General features: G+C 72.2%; 15 protein-coding genes. 13 read left to right on the top strand and 2 right to left on the bottom strand.

The annotated features are described in order from the left end of the window. The first annotated feature begins 11 nt into the window (after positions 1 to 11). The 10 genes from sufD (at position 12) to dapD (ending at position 7269) form a co-directional block, all read left to right on the top strand. Positions 12 to 1193 carry a Fe-S cluster assembly protein SufD gene (gene sufD, locus IE247_RS21015; protein ID WP_190124753.1) on the top strand — a complete coding sequence of 394 codons (1182 nt, stop codon included), beginning with the start codon at positions 12 to 14 and terminating at the stop codon, positions 1191 to 1193. Further along, positions 1190 to 1507 (top strand): non-heme iron oxygenase ferredoxin subunit, encoded by a 318-nt coding sequence (locus IE247_RS21020; RefSeq protein ID WP_190124754.1) that lies wholly within the window; start codon positions 1190 to 1192, stop codon positions 1505 to 1507. Before sufD ends, IE247_RS21020 begins: the two co-directional genes overlap by 4 nt. A 7-nt stretch (positions 1508 to 1514) precedes the next feature. Then, positions 1515 to 2279: a Fe-S cluster assembly ATPase SufC gene (gene sufC, locus IE247_RS21025; RefSeq protein WP_190124755.1), complete on the top strand. Its 765-nt coding sequence runs from the start codon at positions 1515 to 1517 to the stop codon at positions 2277 to 2279. Beyond that, positions 2276 to 3544, top strand: a complete 1269-nt coding sequence (locus IE247_RS21030; RefSeq protein ID WP_190124756.1) for a cysteine desulfurase — start codon at positions 2276 to 2278, stop codon at positions 3542 to 3544. The genes sufC and IE247_RS21030 overlap by 4 nt, the downstream gene beginning before the upstream one ends. A 12-nt stretch (positions 3545 to 3556) precedes the next feature. Next, positions 3557 to 4021, top strand: coding sequence for a Fe-S cluster assembly sulfur transfer protein SufU (gene sufU, locus IE247_RS21035; protein ID WP_190124757.1), 465 nt, complete (start codon positions 3557 to 3559; stop codon positions 4019 to 4021). Next, positions 4018 to 4356: a metal-sulfur cluster assembly factor gene (locus tag IE247_RS21040; protein WP_190124758.1), complete on the top strand. Its 339-nt coding sequence runs from the start codon at positions 4018 to 4020 to the stop codon at positions 4354 to 4356. Before sufU ends, IE247_RS21040 begins: the two co-directional genes overlap by 4 nt. A 141-nt stretch (positions 4357 to 4497) precedes the next feature. Then, positions 4498 to 5313: a DUF4184 family protein gene (locus IE247_RS21045; protein ID WP_190124759.1), complete on the top strand. Its 816-nt coding sequence runs from the start codon at positions 4498 to 4500 to the stop codon at positions 5311 to 5313. 39 nt (positions 5314 to 5352) lie between these two features. Then, positions 5353 to 5673, top strand: coding sequence for a DMT family transporter (locus IE247_RS21050; RefSeq protein ID WP_190124760.1), 321 nt, complete (start codon positions 5353 to 5355; stop codon positions 5671 to 5673). Beyond that, the gene (locus tag IE247_RS21055) at positions 5673 to 6236 is read left to right on the top strand and encodes a TetR/AcrR family transcriptional regulator (RefSeq protein WP_190124761.1); all 564 of its coding nucleotides are present in this window, start codon (positions 5673 to 5675) and stop codon (positions 6234 to 6236) included. Before IE247_RS21050 ends, IE247_RS21055 begins: the two co-directional genes overlap by 1 nt. A 43-nt stretch (positions 6237 to 6279) precedes the next feature. After that, complete coding sequence (dapD, locus tag IE247_RS21060) at positions 6280 to 7269, top strand: 2,3,4,5-tetrahydropyridine-2,6-dicarboxylate N-succinyltransferase (RefSeq protein WP_190124762.1); 990 nt, start codon at positions 6280 to 6282, stop codon at positions 7267 to 7269. On the opposite strand, the gene dapA is transcribed toward dapD, so the two are convergent. Further along, positions 7266 to 8156 (bottom strand): 4-hydroxy-tetrahydrodipicolinate synthase, encoded by an 891-nt coding sequence (gene dapA / locus IE247_RS21065; RefSeq protein ID WP_190124763.1) that lies wholly within the window; start codon positions 8154 to 8156, stop codon positions 7266 to 7268. The genes dapD and dapA overlap by 4 nt on opposite strands. A gap of 172 nt (positions 8157 to 8328) precedes the next feature. On the opposite strand from dapA, the gene IE247_RS21070 reads away from it, so the two are divergent. Beyond that, complete coding sequence (locus IE247_RS21070; RefSeq protein WP_190124764.1) at positions 8329 to 9093, top strand: antibiotic biosynthesis monooxygenase; 765 nt, start codon at positions 8329 to 8331, stop codon at positions 9091 to 9093. Positions 9094 to 9105: 12 nt separating this feature from the next. Here the strand turns inward: IE247_RS21070 and IE247_RS21075 are convergent, their stop codons facing one another. Then, positions 9106 to 10962, bottom strand: coding sequence for a DUF8508 domain-containing protein (locus tag IE247_RS21075; RefSeq protein ID WP_190124765.1), 1857 nt, complete (start codon positions 10960 to 10962; stop codon positions 9106 to 9108). A 402-nt stretch (positions 10963 to 11364) separates the two neighbouring features. Between IE247_RS21075 and IE247_RS21080 the strand changes: the two genes are divergently transcribed. Next, positions 11365 to 12807, top strand: a complete 1443-nt coding sequence (locus IE247_RS21080) for a hypothetical protein (RefSeq protein WP_190124766.1) — start codon at positions 11365 to 11367, stop codon at positions 12805 to 12807. Between the two features lie 498 nt (positions 12808 to 13305). Next, the gene (locus IE247_RS21085) at positions 13306 to 14751 is read left to right on the top strand and encodes an alkaline phosphatase PhoX (RefSeq protein WP_190124767.1); all 1446 of its coding nucleotides are present in this window, start codon (positions 13306 to 13308) and stop codon (positions 14749 to 14751) included. Positions 14752 to 15056: the final 305 nt, after the last annotated feature.

A 15056-nucleotide genomic window follows, 5' to 3' on the forward strand; every position in this document is an offset into this window, starting at 1 on the left:
CGACGACAGCCATGGCTGAGGCTCAGAACATCCCGGCGGGATCCACCACCGCCGGCGCGATCGCGGTGGCCGCCGAATCGACCGTCGCCACCCGTATGAGTGCGCCCCCGTCCTTCGACGTGGCCGACTTCCCGGTACCGCACGGCCGTGAGGAGGAATGGCGCTTCACCCCGCTGGAGCGCCTCGCCGGTCTGCACGACGGCTCCGCCGTCGCCACCGGCACCGTCAAGGTCGCCGTCGACGCGCCCGAGGGCGTCACCGTCGAGACCGTCGGCCGCGACGACGCCCGCCTCGGCAGGGCCGGCACCCCCGTGGACCGGGTCGCGGCCCAGGCGTACACCTCCTTCGAGCAGGCGTCGGTCGTCACCGTGCCCAAGGAGACCGTCCTCACCGAGCCGATCCGCATCGCGGTGCACGGCGAGGGCGGCGTCGCCTTCGCCCACCAGGTGATCGAGCTGGGCGCGTTCGCCGAAGCCGTCGTGGTCATCGACCACACCGGCGACGCCGTGCTCGCGGGCAATGTCGACTACCTCCTCGGCGACGGCGCGAAGCTCACCGTGGTCTCCGTCCAGGACTGGGACGACAAGGCCGTCCACGTCGCCCAGCACAACGCGCTGATCGGCCGGGACGCCTCCTTCAAGTCCGTCGTCGTCACCTTCGGCGGCGATCTGGTCCGGCTGCACCCCCGGGTCGCCTACGCGGCCACCGGCGGCGAGGCCGAGCTGTTCGGTCTGTACTTCACGGACAAGGGCCAGCACCAGGAGCACCGCCTCCTGGTCGACCACAACAACCCGCACAACAAGTCGAACGCCGTGTACAAGGGCGCACTCCAGGGCGAGGGCGCGCACGCGGTGTGGATCGGCGACGTCCTCATCCGGGTCACCGCCGAGGGCACCGACACCTACGAGATGAACCGCAACCTCGTCCTCACCGACGGCGCGCGGGTCGACTCGGTGCCGAACCTGGAGATCGAGACCGGCGAGATCGTCGGCGCCGGCCACGCCTCCGCGACCGGCCGCTTCGACGACGAGCAGCTCTTCTATCTGATGGCCCGCGGCATCCCGGAGCAGGAGGCCCGCCGCCTCGTCGTCCGCGGCTTCTTCGCCGAGCTGGTCCAGCAGATCGGCCTGCCGGACGTCGAGGAGCGCCTCCTCGCCAAGATCGAGGAAGAGCTGGAGGCGTCGGTCGCATGAGTTTCGTCCGTGCCTGTGGCCTGAGCGAGCTGGACGAGGACACCCCCAAGCGGGTGGAACTCGACGGCGTTCCCGTCTCGGTCGTCCGCACCGAGGGCGAAGTCTTCGCGATCCACGACATCTGCTCGCACGCCAATGTCTCGCTGTCGGAGGGCGAGGTGGAGGACTGCCAGATCGAGTGCTGGCTGCACGGCTCCGCCTTCGACCTCCGCACCGGCAAGCCGTCCGGACTGCCCGCGACGCGCCCCGTCCCCGTATACCCCGTACAGATCCAAGGGGACGATGTGCTCGTCTCCGTCACCCAGGAGTCCTGAGTCACCCATGGCAACGCTTGAAATCCGCGACCTGCACGTCTCCGTCGAGGCCGAGAACGGCCCCCGGGAGATCCTCAAGGGCGTCGACCTGACCGTGAAGCAGGGCGAGACCCACGCCATCATGGGCCCCAACGGCTCCGGCAAGTCGACCCTGGCGTACTCGCTCGCCGGCCACCCCAAGTACACGATCACCGGTGGCCAGGTGACCCTGGACGGCGAGGACGTCCTGGAGATGAGCGTGGACGAGCGCGCCCGCGCCGGCCTCTTCCTCGCCATGCAGTACCCGGTCGAGGTCCCGGGTGTCTCGGTCTCCAACTTCCTGCGCACCTCCGCCACCGCCATCCGCGGCGAGGCCCCCAAGCTGCGCACCTGGGTGAAGGAGGTCCGCGAGGCCATGGAGCGCCTCAACATGGACCCGGCCTTCGCCGAGCGCAATGTCAACGAGGGCTTCTCCGGCGGTGAGAAGAAGCGCCACGAGATCCTTCAGCTGGAGCTGCTCAAGCCGAAGGTCGCGATCCTGGACGAGACCGACTCCGGCCTCGACGTCGACGCGCTGCGGATCGTCTCCGAGGGCGTCAACCGGGTCCGTGAGTCCGGGGAGGTCGGCACCCTGCTGATCACCCACTACACGCGCATCCTCCGCTACATCAAGCCCGACCACGTGCACGTCTTCGCGGGCGGCCGCATCGCCGAGTCCGGCGGCCCCGAGCTGGCGGACAAGCTGGAGGCGGAGGGCTACGAGTCCTATGTGAAGGGTGGCGTATCCCAGTGAGCGATGCCCGGAAGGGGCTCACCGGCCTCCTCGACACCGAGGCGATCCGCAAGGACTTCCCGATCCTCGACCGGGTCATCCACGGTGACAAGAAGCTCGTCTACCTGGACAGCGCGGCCAGCTCGCAGAAGCCGCGCCAGGTGATCGACGCGCTCAGCGGTTACTACGAGCAGCACCACGCCAACGTCCACCGGGGCATCCATGTCCTCGCCGACGAGGCGACCGCGCTGTACGAGGGCGCCCGGGACAAGGTCGCGGCCTTCATCAACGCGCCCAGCCGCGACGAGGTGATCTTCACCAAGAACGCCTCGGAGTCGCTGAACCTCGTCGCGAACATGCTGGGCTGGGCCGATGAGCCCTACCGGGTGGACCGCGACACCGAGATCGTCATCACCGAGATGGAGCACCACTCCAACATCGTTCCGTGGCAGCTGCTCGCGCAGCGCACCGGCGCGAAGCTGAAGTGGTTCGGCCTGACCGACGACGGCCGTCTCGACCTCTCCAACATCGAGGAGATCATCACCGAGAAGACGAAGATCGTCTCCTTTGTGCTGGTCTCCAACATCCTCGGCACGGTCAACCCGGTCGAGGCGATAGTGCGCCGCGCTCAGCAGGTCGGCGCGCTGGTCCTGATCGACGCCTCCCAGGCGGCCCCGCACGCCCCGCTGGACGTGCAGGCCCTCCAGGCGGACTTCGTGGCCTTCACCGGCCACAAGATGTGCGGTCCGACCGGCATCGGCGTGCTGTGGGGCCGCCAGGAGCTGCTGGAGGACCTCCCGCCGTTCCTCGGCGGCGGCGAGATGATCGAGACCGTTTCGATGAACTCCTCCACCTACGCGCCCGCGCCGCACAAGTTCGAGGCCGGTACGCCGCCGATCGCCCAGGCCGTGGGCCTCGGCGCGGCGGTGGACTATCTGAACGCCATCGGCATGGAGAAGATCGCCGCTCATGAGCACGCGATCACCGAGTACGCGGTCAAGCGCCTCCTGGAGGTGCCCGACCTGCGGATCATCGGCCCGGTCTCGGCCGAGGACCGGGGCGCCACGGTCTCCTTCACGCTCGGCGACATCCACCCGCACGACGTGGGCCAGGTGCTGGACGAACAGGGCATCGCGGTCCGGGTCGGCCACCACTGCGCGCGGCCGGTCTGTCTGCGGTACGGAATTCCTGCGACCACACGGGCGTCGTTCTATCTGTACTCCACGCCCGGTGAGGTTGACGCACTGGTCGACGGGCTGGAGCACGTCCGTCAATTCTTCGGGTAGAGCGGAGCCACTGTGAAGCTTGATTCGATGTACCAGGACGTCATCCTCGACCACTACAAGCACCCTCACGGGCGCGGTCTGCGGGACGGCGACGCCGAGGTGCACCATGTGAATCCCACGTGCGGCGACGAGATCACCCTGCGTGTGAAGTACGACGGCTCGCGCGTCGCGGACGTGTCCTACGACGGCCAGGGCTGTTCCATCAGCCAGGCCAGCGCGTCCGTGCTGAATGAGCTGCTGGTCGGCAAGGAGCTGGCCGAGGCGCAGAAGATCCAGGCGACCTTCCTGGAGCTGATGCAGTCCCGGGGCCAGATCGAGCCCGACGACGCGATGGAGGAGGTGCTGGAGGACGCGGTCGCGTTCGCCGGCGTCTCCAAGTACCCGGCGCGAGTGAAGTGCGCGCTGCTGAGCTGGATGGCGTGGAAGGACGCGACCGCCCAGGCTCTGGGAGACGGCGCTGAGAGGAAGACGGCATGACGGAGAACACGGGAGCGGCGCTGAAGCCGGCCTCGGAGGAAGAGGTCCGCGAGGCCCTCTACGACGTGGTCGACCCCGAGCTGGGGATCGACGTGGTCAACCTCGGGCTGATCTACGGCATCCACATCGACGACTCCAATGTCGCGACGCTGGACATGACCCTGACCTCGGCGGCGTGCCCGCTCACGGACGTCATCGAGGACCAGGCGAAGTCGGCGACGGACGGCATCGTCAATGAGCTGAAGATCAACTGGGTCTGGATGCCCCCGTGGGGCCCGGACAAGATCACTGACGATGGGCGCGAGCAGCTGAGGGCGCTGGGCTTCAACGTCTGAGCGATCGGCGTCGGAAGCGATCGGCGTTCGAGCGATCCGGCCGCGCCGGAGTGGAACGGCCGCACCTGCCAGGACCTCCTGGTGGATGCGGCCGTTCCGCCGTTTCCGCTCCCCGTCCCGACTCCGAGGTCCGACCCGCCCATGCCCTTCACGCTGTGCCACCCCGCCGCCGTACTGCCGCTGCTCAGGCCGCCGTTCGTGCCCGCCGCCCTGGTCGCCGGATCCCTCGCCCCCGATGTCCCGTACTTTCTGAGCGGGGCGGTGCCGGTGACCGCCCAGTCCTGGTACGCGCCGTTCGCCAACGCCACCGAGACCCATGAACTCGCCGGAGCGCTCCGGCTGGACCTTCCCCTGACCGCCGCGCTGCTCGCGCTGTACTGGCTGGTACGGAGGCCCGTGGCCGCCCTGCTGAACCGCCGGGCCGCCGCAGCACCGGTCCGGGGCCGTGATCCGCTCTCCTGGGCCCGCCGCGCGGCCTGGCTCCTGCTGTCGGCGCTGATCGGCGTGGCCACCCATCTGGTGTGGGACTCCTTCACCCACTGGGACGGCGAGGCCGTCGTCCGGATCGCCCTCCTCCGCGCCGAGGTGACCGACGGGCTGACGGTGGCCCGGCTGGCGCAGCACCTCAGCACCGCCGTCGGCGCGGCCCTGATCACGCTCTGGCTCTGGCGCCGCCGGAGCGCCCTCACCGCCCCGCCCGCCGACGGTGACGGTGGTGGCGGCGGCGGTCTGCCCCGCTGGGCCCGCCGCTCGATACCGGCGGCCCTTGCCGCCGCGACCCTCGCCGGCGCGCTGGCGCGCTGGTCCCGGCACACGGCCGAGAACCCCCACGGCCTCCCGCTGGAGAACACCCTCGCGGTCCTCGCCACCGGCGGCGGCGCGGCCTTCGCCGCGGCCCTCGTCTGCTACGCCGCCCTCTGGTGGCTGACCGGCCGCGGGCGGATCGCCCGGCACTGATGCGTACGCCCGTACACAACCATGTGTGCACTTGTACGCATGGGATACGGACTGCTCGCCGCGGCGATAGCGGCAGAGGTAGCCGGAACCACGGCCATGAAGTACAGCGAGGGATTCACCAGGCTCTGGCCCTCACTGCTGACCGTCGCCGGTTATCTGATCGCCTTCACGCTGCTGGCGCAGACACTCAAGACACTCTCGGTCGGCACCGCCTACGCCATCTGGGCGGGGGTCGGCACCGCCGCCGTCGCCGCGATCGGCATGCTCTTCCTCGGCGAGGGGGCGAGCCCGGCCAAATTCGCCGGCATCGCCCTGGTGATCGCCGGAGTCGTGGTCCTGAACATGGGAGGCGCGCACTGATGACCCGCCGCTACGACCCGGACCGGCGACAGCGCATCATCGACGCCGCGGTCCGGGTCGTCGGACGCGGCGGGATCGACGCGCTCAGCCATCGCACCGCCGCCGCCGAGGCCGATGTGCCGCTGGGCTCCACCACGTACCACTTCGCCTCCCTGGACGAACTCCTGGACGCCACGCTGCGCCAGGTCAACGAGAACTTCGCGGCGGCGGTGGTCGACAGCGAGGCGCTCATCGCCCCGGGGGCCGATGTCGCCGCCGAGCTGGCCCGGGTGATGGGCCGGTGGCTGGCGGGGGACCGGGCCAGGGTGGAGCTGGAGTACGAGCTGTATCTCGCCGCCCTCCGCCGCCCCGCCCTGCGGCCCGTCGCCGCCGAGTGGACCCAGGGCATCGTGGACGCCCTCGCCGCCCACGCCGACGCGGCCACCGCGAGGGCGCTGGTGGCGATGGTCGACGGGATCTCTCTCCAGGTCCTGCTGACGGACACCCCGTACGACGAGGAGTACGCCAGGGAGATGCTGGCCCGGATCCTGGGGCCTGGGACCGCCCGGGACGGGCGGCCGTGAGACCGGTTGGCTCCCGGGGCGGACGCCGCGTTAGGTTCTCCCCATGACCGATACCACCGCTCCCCGCACCAACGGCGCCGTCGCCGCCGGCCTCGCGACACTCACCGCCGACGGCACTGTTCTCGACACCTGGTTCCCCGCCCCCCAGCTCGCCGCCGAGCCGGGTCCCGCCGGAACCGAGCGGCTCACTCCCGAGCGGGCCGCGGAACTCCTGGGCGCGGGCGCGGCCCGGGCGATCGGCCCGGACGCCCGCCGGGGCGTCGAGGTCGTCGCCGTGCGCACGGTCATCTCCTCGCTCGACGACAAGCCGCTCGACGCGCACGACGCCTACCTCCGTCTCCACCTGCTCTCGCACCGGCTGGTCCGCCCGCACGGCCAGAGCCTGGAGGGCGTCTTCGGGCTGCTCGCCAATGTCGCCTGGACCTCGCTCGGCCCGGTGGCCGTCGACGACATCGAGACGGTCCGGCTGAACGCCCGCGCCGAGGGTCTGCACCTCGCCGTGACCAGCATCGACAAGTTCCCCCGGATGACGGACTACGTCGCGCCCAAGGGCGTGCGCATCGCCGATGCCGACCGGGTCCGCCTCGGCGCGCACCTGGCCGAGGGCACCACCGTGATGCACGAGGGCTTCGTCAACTTCAACGCGGGCACGCTCGGCACCTCCATGGTCGAGGGCCGGATCTCCGCCGGTGTGGTCGTCGGCGACGGCTCCGACATCGGCGGCGGCGCGTCCACGATGGGCACCCTCTCCGGCGGCGGCAATGTGATCATCTCGATCGGCGAGCGCTGCCTGATCGGCGCGGAGGCCGGAGTCGGCATCGCGCTCGGCGACGAGTGCGTGGTCGAGGCCGGTCTCTATGTCACCGCGGGCACCCGGATCACCCTGCCGGACGGGGAGATCGTCAAGGCGCGGGAGCTGTCCGGCGCGAACAACATCCTCTTCCGCCGCAACTCGGTCACGGGCGCGGTCGAGGCGCGGCCGAACAACGCGGTCTGGGGCGGACTGAACGACGTCCTCCACAGCCACAACTAGCCGTCGGCTCCTGTCCGGGCCGTCAGCTCCTCGTACGCCCGAAGCAGTCCGTCGGCCGCCTCCCGGCCGGCGGACTGGAGCGGGGCCCGCACCGGCCCCGCGCGCAGCAGCGCCTTCGCGGTCACCGCGCCCGGCAGCCCCGCCGCCATCATCAGCTCCGTCAGCGGCAGCACCAGCCGGTTCAGCTCCGCCGCCCGTGCCGTGTCGCCCGCGTCGAAGGCGTCGAGCACCGCCCGCAGCGGCTCCGGGGCGACATTGGCTACCGTACTGACGAAGCCCGCGCCGCCCACCGCGTACAGCGGCAGATTCAGTTCCTCGCAGCCGGAGTAGTACGCCAGCGAGGTGCGCCCGATCACCTTGGCCGAGCCGAGCAGGTCGTACGCGCAGTCCTTGACGGCCACCACGCGCGGGTGGTCCGCGAGCCGCAGCACGGTCTCCACCTCGATCCGGGTGCCGGTGCGGCCCGGGATGTCGTACAGCATCAGCGGCAGCCCGGTCGCGTCCGCCACCGTGCGGAAGTGCGCCTCCACCGCCGCCTGCGGCGGGCGGCTGTAGTACGGGGTGACCACCAGCAGCCCGTCGGCCCCGGCGCGTTCGGCCGCGCGGGCCAGCTCCACCGTGTGGCGGGTGTCCGCGCTGCCCACGCCCGCCACCAGGGGCGCCCCCGGGCCGACCGCCTCCCGTACCGCCCTGATCAGCGCGGACTTCTCGGCGTCGGAGGTGGTGGGGGACTCGCCGGTGGTCCCGTTGAGCACCAGGCCCTCGCAGCCCCGGGCGACCAGGCCGGCCGCGTGCCGGGCCGCCGCCCCGAGGTCCGGCCCGCCGTCGGCGGCGAAGGGGGTGATCATGGCGCAGAGCGCCCGGCCGAAGGGGCGTGGTGTGGTCATGACCGGAAGTCTCGGCCCTGCCAACCGTGAAGGTCCACTTAGTTCTGCTTCCCCTCATGGTCAAGCGATGCTGAAGGGTGGATCGACTCCCTTGACCTCAAGTGAACTTGATGTCTGACGCTGGTGGCCGGTGGCGCGCCGCAGGGGCGCGCCCGACCGGAGGGACCCCGCCATGCCCGAGCCAGTGATCGTCCGTCCCGGCGCCCGCCCCGAGCTGAGCCGCCCCGACGCGGGCGTCATCAAGGTCTCCACCTGGGATGTGGGCGACCCCGGGCGGCAGCGCGCCGCCCTGGACGCGATCGGGCGGGCCTGGCTCGGCCGCGACTGGCCGGACGGCGGACTGCTCTCGTACACCGTTCACCTCGGCGAGGACGGCCGGACCCTGCTGCACTACTCGCAGTGGGCCGACGAGGACGCCTACCGGCGGTTCTTCGACGGCCCCCGGGATCGGAGGAACGCCGAGATCGACGCCGCCGTCCCCGGGATCAGGCGGCTCGCGCTCGACTCGTACGAGCTGTACCGCAGCCACACCTCCCGCGAGGACGACCCCCGGGTGCCCGGCTGCGTCGTGATCGTGGAGGTCGAGTTCGAGGGCCCGGACCCGGAGCGGCAGCGGGGCTGGGTGGACACCGTTCTGAGCGCGCTGGCCTCGGACCCGGCGACCGCGCCCGGCGGTGGTGCGCCGGACGGCGGCGGCGAGCGCGACCCCCGTACGGCCGGGATCTCCGGCTCCTTCCACCTCGGCGCCGACGGCCGGCGGGTGCTCAACTACGCCGAGTGGGAGAGCGCCGAACTCCACCGCGCCGCCCTCGCGTCCCCGGGCTTCGGGATCGGCGCGGCCACCGAGGAGTGGGAGCGCGTGGCGGGCTACCCCGGGGTGCGCGAGGGCCGGGTGAACCGGTACACGCCCGGACTGAGTCTCGGTCCGGGCGTGTGACACGGATACGGATCACGGGCGGAAGCGCAGCACCTGCGGGTCGTGGTCGCTGTTCTGGTCCGTGAACTCCGCGTTGATGTGGACGCTGTCGTAGCTGAAGTCGTCGATCGAGGGGCTGGTCAGTATCTGGTCCAGCACCTGGCTGTTGCCCTGGTAGACATAGGAGTAACGATCCGCCCTGGGCAGCGACTTCACCGCCGCGTACAGCGCGCCGCCCGCGGTCAGCTCCTTCGTCGTCGCCGAGAACTCAAAGTCGTTGATGTCGCCGACGACCAGCACGTCCGCGCGCCGGTCGGCCTTGAGCACCTCCTTGACGAAGGTGTTCACCGACCGGGCCTGCGCCACCCGCTGGACCTCGGAGGAACGGTTCGGCGGCTGGCGGTGGGAGGTGAGGGCCTCGTCGCCGCCCTTGGAGCCGAAGTGGTTGGCGATCACGACGACCGGGCGGCCCCGGAAGGTGAACTCGCCCGCGAGCGGCTTGCGGCTGGACTCCCAGGCGCTGTTCCCCGGGTCGATCCGGCCCGGGGAGAGCGTCAGGGCCGCCCGGCCCCGCTCCCGTACGACACCGGTCGCCGTGGTGGCGTCGCCGCCCGCGCGGTCGGTGAACGACACCCGCTCCGGGTTGAAGAGGAAGACCTGGCGGATGTTGCCGCCGGGCTGGCCGCCGTCCTTGTTGTTCTCCGGGGAGATCGAGCGCCAGTCGTACGCCGGGCCGCCCGCCGCGACGATCGCGTCCGTGAACTTCTTGACCGTCTTGTCGGCGGCGACCGTGCCGTCGTTCTTCGATCCGCTGTCGTCCTGGATCTCCTCCAGGGCCAGGATGTCCGGCGAGGCCAGATTCTCCACCACGGCCCTGCCCAGGGCGTCGAACTTCTCCTGGGGGTCGGACGGGTCCAGGTTCTCCACGTTGTATGTGGCCACCGCCAGCTCGCCACGCCGCTGCGGGCGGGTCTTCTCGGCCTGAAGACCCCGGTCGGCGACCGTGCCGAGGGTCCGCGCGACCAGCGTGTAACCGCCGTACTGACTGAAGTCGAGGGGGCCCTCGGTGCGGCCGGTCAGCACATCGCCGACGTTCGCCTTCGGGAAGGGCTGCTCGGCGGTCGGGATCAGCGACTGGATCTGGAGCCTGCCGGAGTTCTGGGAGGCGTACGAGCCGTACCGCGCGCCCCCGCGCACCGTGGGGTTCTCGTACGGCTTGACCGTCACCCAGAGCGCGGAGAAGGAGTCGGTCGCGCCGACGATCCGGGAGGTGTCGACGCGGACGTTGACGCCCTCCAGGGACTCGTAGTGATCGAGGGCGTACGTCTTCGGCTTCAGCGGGAGCGCGTTGACGCTGCCGCCCGCCGCGGGGTCGCCGGGCGGGGCGTAGGCGGAGGGCACCGAGCGGGCGGAGACGGTGACCGGGGCGGGCAGTTCGTTGCCCGCGGAGACCACGGTGACCGTCGGCCGGGTGATCTGGGTCAGCGACTGATTGCCGGAGGCCGTGCCGCCGGGGACGAACTCGGTGACCGTGCCGGAGACCAGCACCTCGTCGCCGGTCTTCACCGGCGGGGTGGAGCCGGGGCCGGTGAAGACGAAGACGCCCTCGCTGGTCGCCGGGTCGGCGTCGGGGGCGCTGTCCTGGAACCAGAATCCGCGCGAGGAGCCGTAGCCCCGCACACCGGTGACGATGCCGGGGACGTCGGCGACCGGCTGACCGGCCAGCGGGGAGATCCGGGTGGCGCCCTGGATGTCATGGATCCGGACACCGGCCGCGGCGTCGCCCGCCGGCTCGGCCGACGCGGCGGAGCCGGTGAGCAGTCCGGCGGCGAGCGCGGAGGCGACGAGGGCCGCGAGGGCGGCGGTTCTCGGTACGGCGGAGGAAGGCATCGGGTTCTCCGGGATCGAGGTGGTGGGCCACGGGGTGGGTGGTGCGCGCTCCGCGCGGTGTGGCGCGAAGACGGCTCTACGCGCGTCAATCTCTTGGCTGGGCGGTGGACTTGTCAAGAGCGGCCGGATGTACGGCGGAAGGCGGGCGGCCGAAGAGCCGTGCGCGCCCGGCCTTCGGCGGCCGGCCGCCGCGGTGCGGGCGGTCGCGCCGGGCGTCCGGCCGGGCCCGCCCCGGGGGTGTCCGGTAAGCGTCCGACCGGGTGTCCGAGAACGTCGGCAGGGCGCCGGGGAAGCGCGACCGGGCGGCGAAACCCGGTGAAATGCGTCTACGCTGGAGAGCGCTCAGAGGCCATGCCCACCCCCCTGTACGTCCCGATGTACGCCCCGAGGAGAAACAGCCAGATGCCCCAAGACGGTCCCTCCCTGCCGCCCGTACGGCTGCGCTCGGACGCGGAGCTGGCGCGGGACGCGCTCGCCGCCCCCCTGCTGACCAGGGCCGTGAGGCTCGCCCGCTGGGCGGGCCCCGGGACGCTGGTGGACGCGGGCGGCGAACTGGCCGAGGAGCAACTGGCCGCCGCGGCCGAGGAGCTGGGCCTGGGGGCCGACGAGGACGGCCCGGCGTTCGCGAGCGAGGCCTGGCGCACCGCCGTCGACGCCGGACTGATCGAGGTCCGGGACCCGGAGGGGGACACCGGGCACGGCACGGCCGGCCCCGGCGAGAATCTCGCACTGCTGATCTCCGGCGGCCCGCGGGACGTCCTCGCCGTCTGGCTGGAGGCGCTGGAGGCCGTCCACGCGGACGCCGTCGCCCCGCTGCTCGACGATCTGACCGACGCGATCGGCGAGGACGGCGAGATCGACCTCGGGATGCTGGAGTGGGACCCCGAGGCGGAGGCGGAGTTCCTCGACGGGGTCCTCGGCAATCTGTATCTGCTCACCGTCACCGACGGCGGCCCGGTCGAGCAGCCGGTGCCGCTCCCCGCGCTCGCCGCCTCGATGATCGTCCCCGACGACATGGGCGAGCCCACCGACGACGTACTGGAGCAGGTCTCGGACGCGATGATGCGGCTGGACGACCAGTTCCGGCTGCTGGAGCCGATCGGACTGGTCGAGTACCAGCCGGTGGACGACGCCCTGATGGCCGAGGACGACGAGGGCGGCCCGGTCGACGACGACGAGGACGTCTCCCGCTACGGACTGGTCCGGCTCACCCCCCTGGGGCTCTACGGGATCAGGGCGCGGATGCTGGACGCGGGCATCGACGCGCCCGCCGTGGGAGAGCTGGCCGACAAGGGCGCCGACGCCCTCCTCGACGGGCTCGCCCACTACCCCGAGCAGGCCGCCCGCGCCGAGACGGAACAGTGGCTGGCCCGCCGCGAACCCGCCCCGGCCGCACACGAACTCCTCGCGGCGGCGCGCGGCGCGGACCCCGGCGGCCCGCTGCGGCGGCTGCTCTGCCAGCAGGCGCTGGCGCTGGTGGGCCCCCAGGCCGAGGCGGAGGTCCGCGCGGTGCTCGACGATCTCGAACTCGGCGGTCTCGCCCGGGTCTGGCTCGCCGAGCACGGTGCCGCCGATGTGCCCCCGCCGCCGGAGGCCATGATCTTCTGGCTCTCCGTCGACACCCTCGCCGCCCAGCTCGACGCGGACGGCGAGTCCGACGAACTCCGCGCCCTGGTCGAGGGCCTCACCGGGCAGCACACCGGCTTCTTCGAAGCCGCCTGGCGAGTCGACCACCCGGCCACCGCCGACGTCCTGGAGGCCATGGGCCGCCTCCACCCCGACAAACGCGCCGCCAAGGAGGCCCGCAAGGCCGCCTTCAAGGCCCGCTCCCACCGCCCCGCCTGAGACGGGGACCGAGGGCCCCCGCCCGGCTGGCCGGTCGGGGCCCTCGGCAGCCACGGCATTCAGCCCTGCGGGCGGCCGGGGGCCACTCGCCTGGGAACTGCCGGATGAGCTTGACCCTCATGACTCCGCTCCGGGCGGTCGGCCCCGGCGAGAACGATTCCGGCCCGGCGGCCGGGGCCGGGCCTCCCGGCCCCGTCCGCCGGCTCGCATCGCGCGCGCGGGTGACCGCCCACCCGCGCCCCCGACCGCGCACCGCGAAAACCGCCCAGGCCCCGGCCGCCCGGCGATCACCCCCCACTCCGGCGCGCTTTCGCGCGCCCGAGCGCATAACTCAAGCCACGCTCTGGCCAGTTTCACTCCTTTGGTGTTCAAAACCCTCGCTCACGAGGGAGGAATCGTTTGCTCACCGTTCCCCGACGGTAACCAGGGCACCGGTCACCCGCCGGCCCCGAGCCATTCGTGCCCCTCAGGATCACCAGGTACCTCAGGAGAGACTCGATGCCGCTCACCCGCAGAGAATTCAGCAGGCAGTCCGCGCTCACCGGTGCGGGCGTCGCCCTCACCGGCGCCGTCGCGGCGCTCGCCACCGCGCCAGGGGCGCTCGCCGCCGAGGATGTCACCGGGCGCGGTGGCGACGGCGACGGGCGCGAGCCCGGGTACGGCCCGCTGCTCCCCGATCCCGAGGGCCTGCTCGCGCTGCCCGCGGGCTTCTCGTACCGGGTCGTCACGCACAGCGGGGTGACCCGGCTGGAGTCCGGCGAGTTCACCCCCTCGCGCCACGACGGCACCGCCGCCTTCCCCGGCCCCCGGGGCGTCACCCTCCTCGTCGTCAACCATGAGCTGCGCGGCACCCGCGACCGCTGGCAGTACCCGGTGCCGCCGGCCGAGGGGCATGTCTACGACCCCGCCGCGTCCGGCGGCTGCACGGTGGTCGAGGTGCGCCCGGGCGGCGAGGCCGCCCAGTGGGTCGGCGTGGCCGGGACGTCCACCAACTGCGCCGGTGGCGGCACCCCCTGGGACACCTGGCTCACCTGCGAGGAGACCGAGGAACTCGCCGGCCAGAACGGGATGACCAAGGACCACGGCTATGTCTTCGAGGTCGACCCCTACGACCGCCGGGCCAACCGGGACCCCCGCCCGGTGAAGGCCTTCGGCCGCTTCGCCCACGAGGCCGTCGTCATCGACCCCAGGAGCGGCCACGCCTACCTCACCGAGGACGCGGGCGCTCCGCACGGCCTCTTCTACCGCTGGGTGCCCCCGGAGGGCTTCCGGCACGGCCGCGGCAGGCTGCGCGGGCTGGCCGACGACGCCGGTACGCTCCAGGCGCCCCGCTGTTTCGACTCCGGGGGCCGCTTCGTCGACGACCTCTCCCGCGCCACCAGGATCGGCACGGTCTACGGCGTGGACTGGACCGACGTACCCGACCGCGACGCCCGCACCACCCCCGTGCGGAAGCAGTTCGCCGACGGGGCCGTCACCCGGGGCCGCAAGCTCGAAGGCATGTGGTGGGGCGACGGCGGGGCCTACTTCGTCTCCTCGTACGCCCGCTCCGACAGCCCCGGCCCGCACTCCGGCCAGGTCTGGTTCTACCACCCGAGGCGGCGCACCCTCACCCTGAAGGTCCTGCTCGGAGCCGGGGACGACGCCACGAGGGGCGGCGACTACGACGGCCCCGACAACATCACCGTCTCCCCGTACGGCGGGCTGATCATCGCCGAGGACGGCGAGGGCGCGCAGCACCTCTTCGGCGCGACCGACCGGGGGCGCACCTACCCGATAGCCCGCAACGAGCGGAACACAGGCACCGAGCAGCAGCCGAAGTACAGCGAGTTCGCCGGGGTGGTCTTCTCGCCCGACGGCGGGACGCTGTACGCGAACATGCAGAGCCCGGGCATCATGCTGGCGATCACCGGACCGTGGCGGCGGCACTCCCACCGCGACTGACCCCCGCCCGGCGTTCCGGCCGGGACCTCTTCGCCCGGAACGCCGCGTCGCCCGATGGGGTGGCACGCGGGAGCGACCCGGCGGCCCCGGACCGGGCGGGCGCTCCCGCGCCCGAGTGCCGTGCGGCCACCGGACACGAACGGCCCGGAGCGCGCGCGGCCCGGCGGTCCGAACGGAGGGAACGGCCATGGATCCGGTGTACGAGAAAGGCGGGCGGCCGGGATGACCGGCCTGGTCACCCATGGCGGGATCGCGTCGGGCGGGGCGGTGCTCCGCACCCCTTCGAGAGGGTCTTCCGGGCCCGG

Source organism: Streptomyces inusitatus (genome assembly GCF_014651115.1).
In the GTDB taxonomy this organism is placed as follows: domain Bacteria; phylum Actinomycetota; class Actinomycetes; order Streptomycetales; family Streptomycetaceae; genus Streptomyces; species Streptomyces amakusaensis.

Excerpts from the sequence above, each read along its gene's own strand:
- sufD (WP_190124753.1), top strand. The coding sequence starts at position 12 with ATGGCTGAGGCTCAGAACATCCCGGCGGGATCCACCACCGCCGGCGCG.
- IE247_RS21020 (WP_190124754.1), top strand. The coding sequence starts at position 1,190 with ATGAGTTTCGTCCGTGCCTGTGGCCTGAGCGAGCTGGACGAGGACACC.
- sufC (WP_190124755.1), top strand. The coding sequence starts at position 1,515 with ATGGCAACGCTTGAAATCCGCGACCTGCACGTCTCCGTCGAGGCCGAG.
- IE247_RS21040 (WP_190124758.1), top strand. The coding sequence starts at position 4,018 with ATGACGGAGAACACGGGAGCGGCGCTGAAGCCGGCCTCGGAGGAAGAG.
- IE247_RS21045 (WP_190124759.1), top strand. The coding sequence starts at position 4,498 with ATGCCCTTCACGCTGTGCCACCCCGCCGCCGTACTGCCGCTGCTCAGG.
- IE247_RS21050 (WP_190124760.1), top strand. The coding sequence starts at position 5,353 with ATGGGATACGGACTGCTCGCCGCGGCGATAGCGGCAGAGGTAGCCGGA.
- IE247_RS21055 (WP_190124761.1), top strand. The coding sequence starts at position 5,673 with ATGACCCGCCGCTACGACCCGGACCGGCGACAGCGCATCATCGACGCC.
- dapD (WP_190124762.1), top strand. The coding sequence starts at position 6,280 with ATGACCGATACCACCGCTCCCCGCACCAACGGCGCCGTCGCCGCCGGC.
- dapA (WP_190124763.1), bottom strand. The coding sequence starts at position 8,156 with ATGACCACACCACGCCCCTTCGGCCGGGCGCTCTGCGCCATGATCACC.
- IE247_RS21070 (WP_190124764.1), top strand. The coding sequence starts at position 8,329 with ATGCCCGAGCCAGTGATCGTCCGTCCCGGCGCCCGCCCCGAGCTGAGC.
- IE247_RS21075 (WP_190124765.1), bottom strand. The coding sequence starts at position 10,962 with ATGCCTTCCTCCGCCGTACCGAGAACCGCCGCCCTCGCGGCCCTCGTC.
- IE247_RS21080 (WP_190124766.1), top strand. The coding sequence starts at position 11,365 with ATGCCCCAAGACGGTCCCTCCCTGCCGCCCGTACGGCTGCGCTCGGAC.
- IE247_RS21085 (WP_190124767.1), top strand. The coding sequence starts at position 13,306 with ATGCCGCTCACCCGCAGAGAATTCAGCAGGCAGTCCGCGCTCACCGGT.